General features: G+C 64.7%; 13 protein-coding genes. 8 read left to right on the top strand and 5 right to left on the bottom strand.

Annotation, left to right across the window (positions count from 1 at the left end):
* Positions 1-28 precede the first annotated feature (28 nt).
* The 6 genes from AB7532_RS33965 to AB7532_RS33940 are packed head-to-tail and all read left to right on the top strand — an operon-like array spanning position 29 to position 6,188.
* Complete coding sequence (locus AB7532_RS33965; RefSeq protein ID WP_441239002.1) at positions 29-1,543, top strand: amidase; 1,515 nt, start codon at positions 29-31, stop codon at positions 1,541-1,543.
* A 36-nt stretch (positions 1,544-1,579) separates the two neighbouring features.
* Positions 1,580-2,437: a branched-chain amino acid ABC transporter permease gene (locus AB7532_RS33960; RefSeq protein ID WP_063980618.1), complete on the top strand. Its 858-nt coding sequence runs from the start codon at positions 1,580-1,582 to the stop codon at positions 2,435-2,437.
* Between the two features lie 2 nt (positions 2,438-2,439).
* Entirely contained in the window at positions 2,440-3,657 is a 1,218-nt protein-coding gene (locus tag AB7532_RS33955) for a substrate-binding protein (protein ID WP_441239001.1), read from the top strand.
* Between the two features lie 6 nt (positions 3,658-3,663).
* Complete coding sequence (locus AB7532_RS33950; RefSeq protein WP_441239000.1) at positions 3,664-4,779, top strand: branched-chain amino acid ABC transporter permease; 1,116 nt, start codon at positions 3,664-3,666, stop codon at positions 4,777-4,779.
* Positions 4,769-5,500 (top strand): ABC transporter ATP-binding protein, encoded by a 732-nt coding sequence (locus tag AB7532_RS33945; protein ID WP_441238999.1) that lies wholly within the window; start codon positions 4,769-4,771, stop codon positions 5,498-5,500. The genes AB7532_RS33950 and AB7532_RS33945 overlap by 11 nt, the downstream gene beginning before the upstream one ends.
* The gene (locus AB7532_RS33940; protein ID WP_441238998.1) at positions 5,493-6,188 is read left to right on the top strand and encodes a branched-chain amino acid ABC transporter ATP-binding protein; all 696 of its coding nucleotides are present in this window, start codon (positions 5,493-5,495) and stop codon (positions 6,186-6,188) included. Before AB7532_RS33945 ends, AB7532_RS33940 begins: the two co-directional genes overlap by 8 nt.
* Positions 6,189-6,387: 199 nt before the next feature.
* Here the strand turns inward: AB7532_RS33940 and AB7532_RS33935 are convergent, their stop codons facing one another.
* From AB7532_RS33935 to AB7532_RS33915, 5 genes are all read right to left on the bottom strand, one after another.
* Positions 6,388-7,878, bottom strand: coding sequence for a L,D-transpeptidase family protein (locus AB7532_RS33935; protein ID WP_441238997.1), 1,491 nt, complete (start codon positions 7,876-7,878; stop codon positions 6,388-6,390).
* A 390-nt stretch (positions 7,879-8,268) separates the two neighbouring features.
* A complete protein-coding gene (locus AB7532_RS33930) occupies positions 8,269-9,222 on the bottom strand; it encodes an IS481 family transposase (RefSeq protein WP_441232939.1) in 954 nt (317 codons plus the stop codon).
* Positions 9,223-9,404: 182 nt separating this feature from the next.
* Positions 9,405-10,367 (bottom strand): acetyl-CoA carboxylase carboxyltransferase subunit alpha, encoded by a 963-nt coding sequence (locus tag AB7532_RS33925; RefSeq protein WP_441238996.1) that lies wholly within the window; start codon positions 10,365-10,367, stop codon positions 9,405-9,407.
* 184 nt (positions 10,368-10,551) lie between these two features.
* The gene (xerD, locus tag AB7532_RS33920) at positions 10,552-11,511 is read right to left on the bottom strand and encodes a site-specific tyrosine recombinase XerD (RefSeq protein ID WP_441238995.1); all 960 of its coding nucleotides are present in this window, start codon (positions 11,509-11,511) and stop codon (positions 10,552-10,554) included.
* Positions 11,512-11,528: 17 nt separating this feature from the next.
* A complete protein-coding gene (locus AB7532_RS33915; RefSeq protein ID WP_035730492.1) occupies positions 11,529-11,675 on the bottom strand; it encodes a hypothetical protein in 147 nt (48 codons plus the stop codon).
* Between the two features lie 185 nt (positions 11,676-11,860).
* On the opposite strand from AB7532_RS33915, the gene AB7532_RS33910 reads away from it, so the two are divergent.
* Together AB7532_RS33910 and aroB are read left to right on the top strand one after the other, a co-directional pair.
* Entirely contained in the window at positions 11,861-12,484 is a 624-nt protein-coding gene (locus AB7532_RS33910) for a shikimate kinase (protein ID WP_441238994.1), read from the top strand.
* On the top strand, positions 12,481-13,629 hold the full coding sequence (gene aroB / locus AB7532_RS33905; RefSeq protein WP_441238993.1) for a 3-dehydroquinate synthase: 1,149 nt from the start codon (positions 12,481-12,483) through the stop codon (positions 13,627-13,629). Before AB7532_RS33910 ends, aroB begins: the two co-directional genes overlap by 4 nt.
* Positions 13,630-13,639 lie beyond the last annotated feature (10 nt).

Below are 13,639 nucleotides of genomic sequence, written 5' to 3'. Positions count from 1 at the left end.
AGGGATCAAGAAGCCTCAGGAGAGTGCCGTGACTGTTGTTCTTCCAACGCCCGCCCAACTTCTCGATGTCGCCGACCAGTGCGGCCTTTCACTGACCGATGATGACGTCACCTCGTTCCGCGGCCTGATGCAGGGCTCGATCGAAGCCTATAATCTCGTCGGCGCGATGCCGGACGAGGTGCCCGAGGTGAAATATCCGCGCACGCCGGGTTATCGGCCCTCGCCGGAAGAGAATCCGCGCAACGCCTGGTACCGCAAATCGACCGTGAAGGGTGCGGCTAGCGGCAAGCTCAAGGGCAAGACTGTCGCGCTGAAAGACAACATCATGCTTGCCGGCGTTCCCATGATGAACGGCTCGGCGACGCTCGAAGGCTACGTCCCTGATTTCGACGCCACCATCGTCACGCGTATGCTCGATGCCGGCGCCGAGATCGCCGGAAAAGTGCATTGCGAATCTTTCTGCATGTCCGGCGGCAGCCACACCAACGCAGTCGGTGCCGTGCACAATCCGCACAAGATGGGCTATTCGGCCGGCGGCTCGTCTTCGGGCTCAGGCGTCGTCGTAGCCCTCGGCGAGGTCGACATGGCCATCGGCGGCGACCAGGGCGGCTCGATCCGCATGCCGTCCTCGTTCTGCGGCACCTACGGCATGAAGCCGACCTGGGGCCTCGTGCCCTACACCGGCATCATGCCGATCGAGGTGTTTGTCGATCACACCGGCCCGATGACCGCGACCGTCGCCGACAACGCGCTGCTGCTCGAAGTGCTCGCCGGCGATGACGGCTACGATCCCCGCATCAAGGCCCCGAAGGTCGAGGAGTACACCAAGGCGCTCGGCCAGGGCGTCAAGGGCATGAAGATCGGCATCTTGAAGGAAGGTTTTGAGCAGGCGACGGCGGAAGCCGCGGTCAACGAAAGCGTTCGCGAAGCCGCAAAGCGCTTCAAGGATCTGGGCGCGACCGTCGAGATCGTCTCGATCCCGATGCATCTCGTCGGTCCCGCGATCTGGACGCCGATCGGCACCGAGGGCATGACCCAGACCATGATGTATGGCGACGGCTACGGCCTGAGCCGGTCCGACCTCTATTCGACCACGCTGATGGATTTCCACCGCGGCTGGCGCCGTCAGGCGGACTCGCTGTCCGAGACGACGAAGCTGTTTCTGCTGCTCGGGACCTACATCAACAACAATTTCGGTCCGCGCTATTACGGCAAGGCGCTCAACATCTCGCGGCGCCTGACCGCGGCCTACGACAAGGCGTTCAAGGACTACGATCTGCTGCTGCTGCCGACCACGCCGATGAAGGCAACCAAGCTGCCGGAGCCGACCGCCAGCCGCGAAGACTACGTCGCCCGCGCGCTGGAGATGATCTCGAATACCGCGCCATTCGACATCACCCATCATCCCGCGATGTCGCTGCCCTGCGGCATGGTCGACGGCCTGCCGGTCGGCCTGATGCTGGTCGGACGGATGTTCGAGGAATCCACCATCTACCGCGCTGCCCATGCGTTCGAGCAGATCGGCGACTGGAAGAAGATGTGAGCTGGTCATTGATACGGGCGGACGGAACAGCATCATATGGCTAACGCGTTCGTCGCGGCGTTCGAGATCCTGAGTTTCGGCGCGATCATCGTCCTGATCGTGCTGGGGCTCGGGATCATCGCCAGCATGATGGGCATCTTCAACTTCGCGCAGGGCGAGTTCGTCCTGCTCGGGGCCTACATCACCTATCTCGCCTACGCAAAGGGCTTGCCGATCTGGGCCGGCATGGTCGCCGCGCCCTTCGTGGTCGGTGCGCTCGGCTTCGTGCTGGAGGCGCTGATCATCCGCCGCTTCTACGCAGCGCCCATCGTCGCCATGCTCGGCACCTACGCGCTCGGGCTGATCATTCGCGAATCCGTGCGCGGCCTGATCGGCGGCTTTTATCTCACCGTGCCGGAGCCGATCGGCGGCTCCATCGACATCGGCGCCATGCACATCTCGGCCTGGCGCTTCACCATCATCGTCATCACACTCCTGGTGATGGCGGGCTGCTATCTCCTGCTGTCGCGCACGAGCTTCGGCCTGCGCATGCGCGCCACGCTGGAGAATCCTTCGCTGGCGCGCGCCTCGGGCATCTCCACGCCCCTGATGTACGGCGCCACGTTTGCGTTCGGCTCCGCGCTCGCCGGTCTCGCCGGTGCGCTGATCGTGCCGGTGTTCAGCCTCTACGCCGATCTCGGCCTGCGCTTCCTGATCCAGGGTTTTGTCGCCGTCATGGTCGGCGGCGTCGGCTCCTTCATCGGGCCGGTCGCGGGCGCCGGTGTCATCGGCACGCTCAGTGCCGCGCTGCCATGGGTGATGGCGCCCGTCGTCGCCGACGTCCTCGTCTTCGTTCTCGCCATTGTCTTCATCAAATTCCGGCCGCAGGGCCTCATCGCTGGAAAAGGGGTTTAGTCATGTTCGATCGTACTCAGCTTTCGCGCCGCCGCTTTCTTTCCAATTTTGCCTTTGCCACCGGCGCGGTCGCGACCGGTGTCGGCAGCTGGGTGATTCCCGCGCCCTGGGCCAATGCCGCGGAAGGCCCGATCAAGGTCGGGATCGCCACCGACCTCACCGGGCCGATTGCATACGCGGGCAACGCGGACGCCAATGTCGCCAAGATGGTGATCAAGGAGATCAACACCGCCGGCGGCCTGCTCGGCCGTCCGCTCGAGCTCTACATCGAAGACACCGCCTCGAACGAGTCGGTCGCGGTGGGCAACGTGCGAAAGCTGATCCAGCGCGACAAGGTCGACATGGTGCTGGGCGGCATCACCTCGTCGATGCGCAATGCGATCAAGGACCCGATCGTGGCGCGCGGCAAAACGCTCTACATCTATCCCCAGCTCTACGAAGGCAAGGAGTGCACGCCCTATCTGTTCTGCACCGGGCCGACGCCGGCACAGCAGTGCGACGAGTTTATCCCCTGGCTGATCAAGAACGGGGGCAAGAAGTTCGCACTGCCCAGCGCCAATTATGTCTGGCCGCACACGCTCAACGTCTACGCCCGCAAGGTGATCGAGGCCAACGGCGGCGAGGTCGTGTTCGAGGAATATTATCCGCTCGACCAGGTCGACTTCTCCGCGACCGTCAACCGCATCATTTCCAACAAGGTCGACGTCGTCTTCAACACCGTCATCCCGCCGGGCGTCGGCCCGTTCTTCAAGCAGCTCTATGAAGCCGGCTTCCTCAAGAACGGTGGGCGTCTGGCCTGCGTCTACTATGACGAGAATACGCTCAACATCAATCAGGCGGCCGAGATCGAAGGGCTCGCGAGCTGTCTCGATTACTTCAAGGTGCTGACCAAGGAGAACCCGTTCGACGCGAAGATCCAGGCGGCCTACGAGAAGGACTTTCCGGGCAACTTCCTGTTCGCGGCCGGCAGCGCCGCCACCGGTACCTATCGCGGCCTCAAGCTGTGGGAAGCCGCCGTCAAGGAAGCCGGCAAGGTCGACCGCGACTCGGTTGCCGCGGCGCTCGATCATGCCAAGATCGCGGAAGGTCCGGGCGGACCCGCCGAAATGGTGCCGGGCAAGCGGCACTGCAAGATGAAGATGTACACGGCGGTCGCCAAGGCCGGGAATTACGAGATCGTTGAACGCAGCAACGGTCTCGTCGATCCCAAAGAGTGCTAAAGCGGAATGCCGAAGTCGATGGGCGCAATGAAGCAGGCAGTCCCCGCCGGGATCGGCGGGGAGACGGATGCCGCAATGGCTGAGCACGGACCAGCGAAGCAAACTGCTTCGGGGCGAAAAGTCCTGCCGATCGTGGAAGGCATCGTGCTCGTCGCGGCGCTGCTCGCGCCAATGGTGCTCCAGGACTACCTCACGGTGTTCGCGACGCGCGTGATCATCCTCGCGCTGTTCGCGCTCTCGTTCGACCTGGTCTGGGGCTATGCCGGCATCATGAGCTTCGGCCAGGCCCTGTTCTTCGGCTCGGCCGGCTATGGCGTCGCGCTGCTGGCGCGCGACCTGGACATCACCAACATCTTCCTGGTGCTGCCGGCGGGCACGCTGATCGGCCTCACCTTCGCGCTGCTGCTCGGCGGCTTCCTGCTGCTCGGGCGGCATCCCTCGAGCGTGATCTTCGTGTCGCTGGGCACGTTGACCGGCTCCTACGCCGCGGACCGTCTTGCGCGCGGCTGGTACTATCTCGGCGGCCAGAACGGCATTCCCTCGATCGCGCCGATGTCGCTCGGTGGTTACGAATTCTCGGAAGGCCCGCCCTTCTACTATCTCGTGCTCGGCATCCTCGTCGTCGTTTACCTGCTCTGCCGCTTCCTGGTGCGCTCGCAATTCGGCCTTGCGCTCGCAGGCCTGCGCGAGAACGAGCAGCGCATCGCCTTCTTCGGCTATAAGGCGCAGCATCTGAAAGCGATCATCTTCGCGATCGGCGGCGCCATCGCGGGCCTCGCTGGCAGCCTCTACGCCTTCCACGAAGGTTTTGTCTGGCCCAACATGGTCGGCGTCGTCGTCTCGACGCAAGTGGTGCTCTATGTGCTGTTCGGCGGCTCCGGTACGCTGATCGGTGCGGTCATCGGCGCCGTCATCGTCGAGGGCGTCAGCTTCTGGCTGTCGGACAATTACCGCGATATCTGGCCGATCATTCTGGGATTGCTGCTGCTGCTCGTGATCCTGTTCCGGCCGCTCGGCCTGATCAGCTTCGTGCTGGGCGAGCGCGAGCGGGTCGGCAGCTTTGGTGCCAGGCCCAAAGAGAACGTCAAGGCGATCGAAAAGGAGAAGCGCAATGCTCCTTGAAGCCGCCGGCATCAAAAAAGTCTTCGGCAAGCTCACCGCGCTCGACGGCGCTGCGCTCAGCGTCGGCGAGAACGAGTTTCACGGCCTGATTGGCCCGAACGGCTCCGGCAAGAGCACGCTGATGAAGTGCATCGCGGGCGCCGAAGTGCCGACGCAAGGCAAAGTCTCCTTCGTCAACACCGACATCACCGCGTTCACGCCGACCGAGCGGGCACGCGCCGGCATGAGCCTGAAGTTCCAGATCACCTCCGTGTTGCCGTCGCTGACGCTGTACGACAACATCCTGCTCGCGCTGCAGGCGCAGTCCTCGCTGTTCGACCTGGTGTTCTCGCGCACGCGCGGCGCGCTGCACGACCAAGTCATGACCATGCTGACGCAGTTTCGCCTCGCCGACCGTGCCTTCGATGCGGCGGCGGCGCTCTCGCACGGTCAGCAGCAATGGCTGGAGATCGCGATGGCGCTCGCGGGCAAGCCCAAACTTCTCTTGCTCGACGAGCCCACCGGCGGCATGAGCCTGGAGGAGCGCCGCGTCACCGGCGAATTGCTGCAGCCGATCAAGAAGCATTGCTCGCTCGTCATCGTCGAGCACGACCTCGATTTCATCCGCGACATCTGCGATCGCCTCACCGTGCTCGACCAGGGCAAGGTGCTGGCGTCAGGCACCGTGTCCGAGATCCAGGCCAACAAATCCGTCCAGGAGATTTATCTGCGCCGTGCCTGAATTTTTGGACATCAAGCATCTCGACGCCGGCTATGGCCGCAGCCAGGTCCTGTTCGACGTCACCCTCGGCATCCCCTGGCGCGGCGGTGTCGCCGTGCTCGGCCGCAACGGTGCCGGCAAGACCACGCTGATGAAGACCATCGTCGGCGAGCTGCCGGCGTGGAAGGGCGAGGTCGCCTTCGACGGCCGCGACATCAGCCGCCGCGCCACGCAGGAGCGCGTGCGCGCCGGCATCGGCTACGTCCCGCAGGAGCATTCGGTGTTCGCGCGCCTGTCGGTGCGCGACAATCTCGCGGTGGGCTCGCTCGCGAGCAAGAAGGCCGACGCCGTCGACCACGTGCTTGCGATCTTCCCAAAACTCGGCCAGCGCCTCGACCAGCCCGCGGGCACGCTCTCCGGCGGCGAACGCAAGATGCTCGCCATCGGCCGCGCCATGCTCGGCGATCCAAAACTGCTGCTGCTGGACGAGCCGACCGAAGGCGTCTGGATCGGCGTGATCGAGGAGATCACCGAACGCCTGATCGAGCTCGCCAAGAGCATCGCCGTGATCATCGTCGAGCAGCATCTCGATCTGGCGCTGCGCGTCGCCGACTATGCCTACGTGCTGGACCGCGGACGGGTCGCGCTGCAAGGCGCGGCGGGGGATGTGAAGGGCAATCCGGAGTTGTTGCGGTATCTGGCGCCGTAGGACCCGCTACCCTCTGTAAATGAGGTCCAGCGCTCTCACCCCATCTCAACTGTCATGCCCCGCGAAGGCGGGGCATTCAGTACGCCGCGGCTTCTCGATCGACAACTGGTGCCTCTGGAATACTGGATTCCCCGCTTTCGCGGGGAATGACGGCGGCAGGCTGGGATGGACCTGAGAGACTACGGACGGGGCGAGCCCCTTACTTTACCGCCCCAAAGCGGCTCTCGAACGAGTTCGAGGACACCACCGGCGCCGATCCCATCATCTGCGCTGCTTCACCCGCACCACCATCCACCGACGGCTTCAGTGCGGGACGCGTTGCGGCAAGCCGGGTATCGGGCTTCGTCGGCTCGGCGGGCTTGGCGGCGGCGACAGCCGGCTTCGGCGCGTCCTTCGACTTGTCATGGCCGGGAATGATGCGGGTCACGGCGGCCTTCAGCCTCGACGCTGCGGTTGGCGGCGTCGTGGTCGTCGCGGCAGGGGCCACGGATGCAGTCGCCTGCGGCGGAGGCGTGGTCGCGGTGGTGTCTGCGGCGCCCATGCCCATCTTGCGGCCTAGGTTCGAGAAGAAGCCTCCGGACTTTTCGGCCGGTGCGGCTGTGGCGACGCGCGTGTTGGCGGTGGGCGCGGTGACCGCGACGACCGGCTCTTCCTGCGGCGCGGCTGCGATCGCGTCGAGATTGGGCTTGGGCGGATTGACGTGGCCGGGGATGGTGCCCGGTGCCTTCGACATCGCCAGCATTTCCAGCGTCGAGCCTTCGGCGCGCTCGGACAGGCCGGTCGAGCCTTCCGGAATCTTGGAGGCGAAGATCTTGTTCATGCCGCCGTCGATGCCGGTGTTCATGCGCGCCATCGGCGTGCCGCGCGACACCAGCTTGTTGGTCTCGGCCTGGTCGCGCTGGTCCTTCTCGCGCACGGCGCTGGCGATGTCCTCGGGGATCACATAGACGGGGCACTTGGCCGACGCGTCGAACACCGGATCGCGCTTGGCGTCCGCCGGCTTTGCGGCGTCGAACACGTATTTGCGCTCGCAGAAATCGACCTTCGGCTCCTGCCGCGTCACCTCGAAATGATCATAGCCTTCCTTGATCATCTTCCAGAACGGCATGTTCGGGTTGTTCCGGTGCTTGGCCATGTTCACCGGATTCATCTTGAACGGATAGGCCTGCAGCTGGAACGCCTTCTGGCCGCCGAAGAACGACTCGCGGCCGAGCGAATAGATCTCCGCGATCTGCTCGTCCGTCATCGCGTAGCAGCCGCGCGACGAGCAGTCGCCATGGACCATCAGCTGCGAGCCGGTACGGCCCAGCGCCTTGTCGAACGCGTTCGGATAGCCCGTGTTGAACGACAGGTAGTAGGCCGATTGCGGATTCATCTGGCTCGGATTGATCGAGTAGAACCCCTCCGGCGCCTGGCGGTCGCCTTCGCGCACCTTCGGTCCGAGATCGCCCGACCAACGGCAGATCGGATAAGTCTTGAGCAGCGCGAACTGGCCGTTGCGGGCCTGCTTCCAGACCTCGAGCTCGGCCTCCTGCTTGAACAGGCGGACCAAGATCGGCGATTGCAGATCCATGTTCTTCTCGACCATCGCGGCGAGAAGCTTTGGCGGCACCGGCTGATTGGCCTTGGCATTGGTCGCGAGCGAAACCTGGTCGGTGTCGCAGCCGGCCAGCAGAACACTGGCCGTCATCAGCGCAACCGAAGCCAAAAGCGCGCGAGCAAGCGAACGAGAAATCAAGATGGACCCCACACCGTGCCGGGCAAGGAGCGCAAACCCCAAATTCGAAGCATGATCGGACCGGAGATCCGGACCCGCCGTGACGGGCTTTTCGCAACCATGCTCCAGCGCTTATGCCCTGAAGCCATTGATTAAAATTCTAACCTCTGGGTCATGTGGTCGCAACCCGAGCGGGGATCACGAGCCCGTTGGCCCAGTGGCATGGTCAACGAAGACTAAATGGACGCGACTTTGGGCCTTACTTGGGCCTTCCGGCCCGATTGGGACTCAGATCGCTGATTTGGGCAAAAAAAGGGTTAACGCGGGGTTACCGGGGGTAGCCGACCGGACTTGTAGGGTGGGTTAGCTGTGGAATCTCAGGAGGTCGTCCATCGGTAGGCCGAGGCGGCTGATGGGTGGTTTGGCTTGCAGACTGCCGTGCGGGCGATGCCAGTTGTAGTGATGAAGCCAGATTGGCAGGTTTTTGGCGCGCTGATCTGAGGTGTCGTAGGCCCGAGCATAAGCCCACTCACGGAGCACTGTCTGGATGAAGCGCTCGGCCTTGCCGTTTGTTTGCGGTCTGTAGGGCCTGGTGAAGATGTGCTTGAGGCCGAGCTTGCTGCACGCTCTGGCAAAGGCCTTGGCGCGGTAGCAGGAGCCGTTGTCGGTCATGATGCCGGTGACCTTCATGCCGAGGCTGCGGTAGTAGGTGACGGCCTCCTTGAGGAAGGCGATGGCGCTCTCCTTTTTTTGATCTTGCCGGATCTGGGAGAAGGCCAGGCGCGATGCATCGTCGATGGCAACGTGGACGAACTCGTGGCCGGCGCCACGGCTTTCGCCCATCTGGCGATCGTGTGTGATGCGGTGGCCTGGTCTGACGAACCTGCCGAGCTTCTTGATGTCGATATGGATGAGTTCGCCGGGCTGCTCGCGTTCGTACCTGCGCACCGGTTCGGCGGGCTCCAGATCGCGTATCCGGCTTAATCCCAAGTGACGAAGGATGCGGCTGACAGTGGCCGGCGACACCTTAACCTCGGCTGCGATCTGCTTGCCGGTGTGGCGCTGCCGGCGCAACGTCTCGACGGCGGCGCGCGTGGCTGGCGGGGTTTGGCTTGGCGATGAAAGAGGCCTCGAGGAGCGATCCCGCAACCCTTCGACACCCTCCGCGCGGAACCGCTTGACCCATTTGGCAACGGTCTTCGCTGTCGTGTTGAACTGGTGGGCCGCGTCGGCTGGGCTCAGCCCGCCCTCGACGACGCTGCGCACCATCGCCTCTCGACCTTTGGGCGTCAAAGGCGCATTCTTGTGGACGTTCATCTGGTCTTTCCTTGGAATACTGAAGCTTCGCAACCTCAGCTTCCTCGGTTCAGACCAGATGGACAACCTCCTGAGAGACCAAAGTTAGCGCAGCGTAACCCACCTCTTTTGTCCCTGCGGACGCGAACAGTGGTGGGTTACGCCTTCGGCTAACCCACCCTACGGCACCAAAACCGTCCGAATCAGCCCAGTTTCCGGCCGATATCGAGGAATTTCTGCCGGCGCTGCTTGCGGATGGCGTCGCCGTCCAGGCCGCGCATCTCATCAAAGGCCTTGGCGATGGCGTCGCCCGTGGTCGCGATCATGGCGGCGGGGTCGCGGTGGGCGCCGCCGACCGGCTCTTTCAGGATGCTGTCGATCACCCCGAAGCGGAGCATGTCCTGGGCGGTGATCTTCATGTTGTTGGCGGCTTCCTGCGCCTTGGAGCCGTCGCGCCAGAGGATCGAGGACGCCGCCTCCGGGGAGATCACGCTGTAGATCGCGTGCTCCAGCATCAGCACCCTGTTGGCGGTGGTGATGGCGATGGCGCCGCCCGACATGCCCTCGCCGGTGATGATGGCGACGTTCGGCACGGTCAGCGCCATGCAGGCATCGGTCGAGCGCGCGATCGCCTCGGCCTGTCCCCGCTCCTCGGCGCCGATGCCGGGATAGGCGCCGGCGGAGTCGGCGAGCGACAGCACGGGAAGGCCGAACCGCTCGGCCATCTCCATCAGCCGCACGCATTTGCGATAGCCCTCGGGCCGGGCCATGCCGAAATTGTGCTTGATGCGGCTCTCGGTGGAATCGCCCTTTTCCTGGCCCATCACGCAAATGGCTTCGCCGCGGAAACGGCCGAAGCCGGCGACCAGCGCCTCGTCCTCGCCGAACTTGCGGTCGCCGGCGAGCGGGGTGAATTCGGTGATCAGGCCCTTGATGAAATCGTTGAAATGCGGCCGCTGCGGATGCCGCGCGACCAGCGTCTTCTGCCACGGCGTCAGGTTCAGATAGAGGTCGGCCAGCGCCTGCGCCGCCTTGTCCTCGATCTTCCCGATCTCCTCGGCGATGTCGGTGCCGGAGGCGGCCAGCGTCCTGAGCTCGTCGACCTTGGAGTCGAGCTCGGCGACGGGCTTTTCGAAGTCGAGATAGCTGCGCATCTGATCTGGCATCAACTCAATATAGGGAGGACGGGGCGAGGCGTCGAAGCGGATTCGGTGTCGCGGAAAGAAGTGTAGCTTCTTCAATGAGTTGGCCTGTGCGCTCCCGGGAGCGGCCAAATCGATCGTGAGCCCCGGCTCTTTCTGCGGAGATGTGGCCGAAGTCAAGGCGGTTTCATGGGGGCACGAGACCGGTCTACTTCTCCGCCAGCGGGTGCAGGTCGCGCACCAGGCTCTTCAGCCGCTCCTCCACCACATGGGTGTAGATCTGCGTCGTCGAGATATCGGTGTGGCCGAGCAGGGTCTGCACGATGCGCAGATCGGCACCGTTATGCAGCAGGTGGCTGGCAAACGCATGCCGCAGCACATGCGGCGAGACCAGCCGGGCTTGAAGCCCCGAGGCGACCGCGAGCTCCTTGAGGTCGCGGGCAAAATGCTGCCGCGTCAGATGTCCGCTCTCGCCGAAGGAAGGGAACAGCCATTTCGAGGCGGCGAGACTGTCTTTCTTTTTCTCCGTCTTCGCGGCTTCCGTTGCGCCGAGATAATCCGCCATCGCCTGCCGCGAGGCCTCGTTGAGCGGCACCAGCCGTTCCTTGTTGCCCTTGCCGCGCACCACGATCATGCGCGCGTCGCGCTTGGCTGCCGTGCGCGGCAGCGCCACCAGCTCGGAGACACGCAGGCCCGTGGCGTAGAGCACCTCGAGCAGGCAATAGAGCCGCAAGGCGCGCAGCCGCTTCGCGGCCGAAGCATCCTCCGCCTCGCTCAATTCCTTCGCGCGACGGAGCATGCGGTCGACATCCGCAATCGACAGCACTTTTGGCAGGCCCCGGCCGCGCTTGGGGCCGGACAGGATCGCTGCGGGATCCTCAGCTCGAATCCGCTCGTTCAGCAGGAAGCGATAGAGATGCCGCATCGCCGACAGTCGTCGCGCGACGCTGGTGGATTTGAAGCCGCGGGTGTCGAGGTCGGCGAGGTAGTCACGCAGTGTCTGCGTCCCGGCGTCCGCGAATGTATGGCCGACGCGGCCGAGAAACTCGGAGAAATCGGTGAGGTCGCGGCGATAGGCATCGAGCGTATTGGGGCCGGCGCCCTGTTCCGCCGCGAGCATGTCGAGGAACAGGCCGGTGAGCTTGGTGTCAGAGGGCTTTGCACGCATGCCCAGGAGGCTAGCTCCTATTTCTTGAGAAACTTATCCGGCGGGATCGTCACCGTCATTTCCCGCGACTTCGGGCTCACGAAATTCGCCAGCGCGAACACCACGCCATAGACGATGCCGGCGAGCACGGCGACGACCGTCAGGAAGCGGAACAGGCTGGGCATCGGGTGAGGTCTCGAGGCGTGGCAAATTAACCAATGAAATCATCCAACATGTTCGCCGTTTCGTGGCAAGAGTCCACTGGCGAGCCCCCCTTTGGGGTCGTATAGGTGGCCAAAGGATGCCGTCTTTGGCGGCAGGCTGAGCGAGACCCAGAGCAAGGTCCAGAGCGAGATCCAGAGCGAGATCCATGTCTGACGCCGCGTTGCCGATACCAGCTTCGCCTGAGGCCGACATCCTGTCGGCGCTCGGGGCGCGCTCGATCGTGCTCGTCGGCATGATGGGGGTGGGCAAATCCACCATCGGCCGGCGCATGGCGACCCGGCTCAAGCTGCCCTTCGTCGACGCCGACACCGAGATCGAGGCGGCGGCCGGCATGACCATACCCGAGATTTTCGAGCGCCACGGCGAGCCGCATTTCCGCGACGGCGAGGCCCGGGTGATCGCGCGCCTGCTCGACGGCGGACCCGTCGTGCTGGCGACCGGCGGCGGTGCCTTCATGCGCGAGGAGACGCGGGGCCGCATCGCGGCGAGGGCGATCTCGATCTGGCTCAAGGCCGACCCTGACGTGATCATGCGCCGCGTCCGCCGGCGTGCGGACCGCCCGCTGCTCCAGACCGCCGATCCCGAAGGCACCGTGACGCGCCTGCTCATCGAGCGCGAGCCCGTCTACGGCCATGCCGATCTCACCATCGCTTCGCGCGACGTGCCGCACGACAGGATCGTCGATGAGACCATCGAGACCCTGCGCGCCCATCTCTGCGGCGAACAGGCCGCCCCACCACCTGCCGACGTCGCGAGTGCCGTACGATGACTGCGCCCCTGAAACATTCCGCCCCAGTCAATGTCGACGTCGCGCTGGGCGACCGCGCCTATGACATCGTCATCGGCCGCGGCGTGCTGGCCTCGCTCGGCGAACGGGTCGCGCGCTTGCGCCCCGGCGTGCGCACCGCGATCGTGACGGATCGCACGGTGGCAAAGCACTGGCTCGAGCCCACCGAAGCATCGCTCGCGGCGAGCGGCATTCCGACCTCGCGCATCGTCGTCGAGGAAGGCGAGATCTCCAAAACCTATGCGGGCCTCGAAAAGGTCAGCGAGGCCCTGATCGCCGCCAGGATCGAGCGCAACGATCTCGTCATCGCGCTCGGTGGCGGCGTGGTCGGCGATCTCGCCGGCTTCGCAGCCGCGATCCTGCGCCGCGGCGTCGACTTCGTGCAGGTCCCGACCTCGCTGCTGGCGCAGGTCGATTCCTCCGTCGGCGGCAAGACCGGCATCAACTCGCCGCAGGGCAAGAACCTGCTCGGCGCCTTTCACCAGCCGGTGCTGGTGATTGCCGACACCGCCGTGCTCGACACGCTGTCGCCGCGGCAGTTCCGCGCCGGCTATGCCGAGGTCGCCAAATACGGCGTGCTCGGCGACGAAGCCTTCTTCGCCTGGCTCGAGAAGAACCACGCCGACATCTTCACGGGCGGCTCCGCCCGCGAGCATGCGATCGCGACCTCCTGCCGCGCCAAGGCGGGTGTCGTCTCGCGCGACGAGCGCGAGACCGGCGAGCGCGCGCTGCTCAATCTCGGCCACACCTTCGGTCATGCGCTGGAAGCAGCGACCGGCTTCTCCGACCGCCTGTTCCACGGCGAGGGCGTGTCGATCGGCATGACGCTGGCGGCGCAGTTCTCCGCAAAACTCGGCATGATCGGCGAGGGCGATGCGGCCCGCGTCGAGCGGCATCTCATCGAAGCGGGCCTGCCGACCCGCTTGCAGGACATCGCGGGTTTCGCCCAGGAAGGCCTCGCTGACGCCGACGCGCTGATGGCCCTGATGGCGCAGGACAAGAAGGTCAAGCGCGGCAAGCTCACCTTCATCCTGCTGGAGGCCGTGGGACGCGCCGTGATCGCCAAGGACGTCGAGCCGGCCCCGGTGCGCGATTTCCTGCAACACAAGCTCGCGCAGAAGGCGTGATGCGCGGCTG

Source organism: Bradyrhizobium sp. 930_D9_N1_4 (assembly GCF_052076015.1).
GTDB lineage: Bacteria > Pseudomonadota > Alphaproteobacteria > Rhizobiales > Xanthobacteraceae > Bradyrhizobium.
The sequence above is the reverse complement of the archived record's forward strand: the minus strand, read 5'-3'. Positions and strand labels throughout refer to the sequence as shown.

What these genes read in the sequence shown, in the direction of transcription:
- AB7532_RS33935 (WP_441238997.1), bottom strand. Translation starts at nt 7,878, where the DNA reads ATGACGGCCAGTGTTCTGCTGGCCGGCTGCGACACCGACCAGGTTTCG.
- AB7532_RS33955 (WP_441239001.1), top strand. Translation starts at nt 2,440, where the DNA reads ATGTTCGATCGTACTCAGCTTTCGCGCCGCCGCTTTCTTTCCAATTTT.
- AB7532_RS33915 (WP_035730492.1), bottom strand. Translation starts at nt 11,675, where the DNA reads ATGCCCAGCCTGTTCCGCTTCCTGACGGTCGTCGCCGTGCTCGCCGGC.
- AB7532_RS33930 (WP_441232939.1), bottom strand. Translation starts at nt 9,222, where the DNA reads ATGAACGTCCACAAGAATGCGCCTTTGACGCCCAAAGGTCGAGAGGCG.
- AB7532_RS33950 (WP_441239000.1), top strand. Translation starts at nt 3,664, where the DNA reads ATGCCGAAGTCGATGGGCGCAATGAAGCAGGCAGTCCCCGCCGGGATC.
- aroB (WP_441238993.1), top strand. Translation starts at nt 12,481, where the DNA reads ATGACTGCGCCCCTGAAACATTCCGCCCCAGTCAATGTCGACGTCGCG.
- AB7532_RS33910 (WP_441238994.1), top strand. Translation starts at nt 11,861, where the DNA reads ATGTCTGACGCCGCGTTGCCGATACCAGCTTCGCCTGAGGCCGACATC.
- AB7532_RS33960 (WP_063980618.1), top strand. Translation starts at nt 1,580, where the DNA reads ATGGCTAACGCGTTCGTCGCGGCGTTCGAGATCCTGAGTTTCGGCGCG.
- xerD (WP_441238995.1), bottom strand. Translation starts at nt 11,511, where the DNA reads ATGCGTGCAAAGCCCTCTGACACCAAGCTCACCGGCCTGTTCCTCGAC.
- AB7532_RS33925 (WP_441238996.1), bottom strand. Translation starts at nt 10,367, where the DNA reads ATGCCAGATCAGATGCGCAGCTATCTCGACTTCGAAAAGCCCGTCGCC.
- AB7532_RS33945 (WP_441238999.1), top strand. Translation starts at nt 4,769, where the DNA reads ATGCTCCTTGAAGCCGCCGGCATCAAAAAAGTCTTCGGCAAGCTCACC.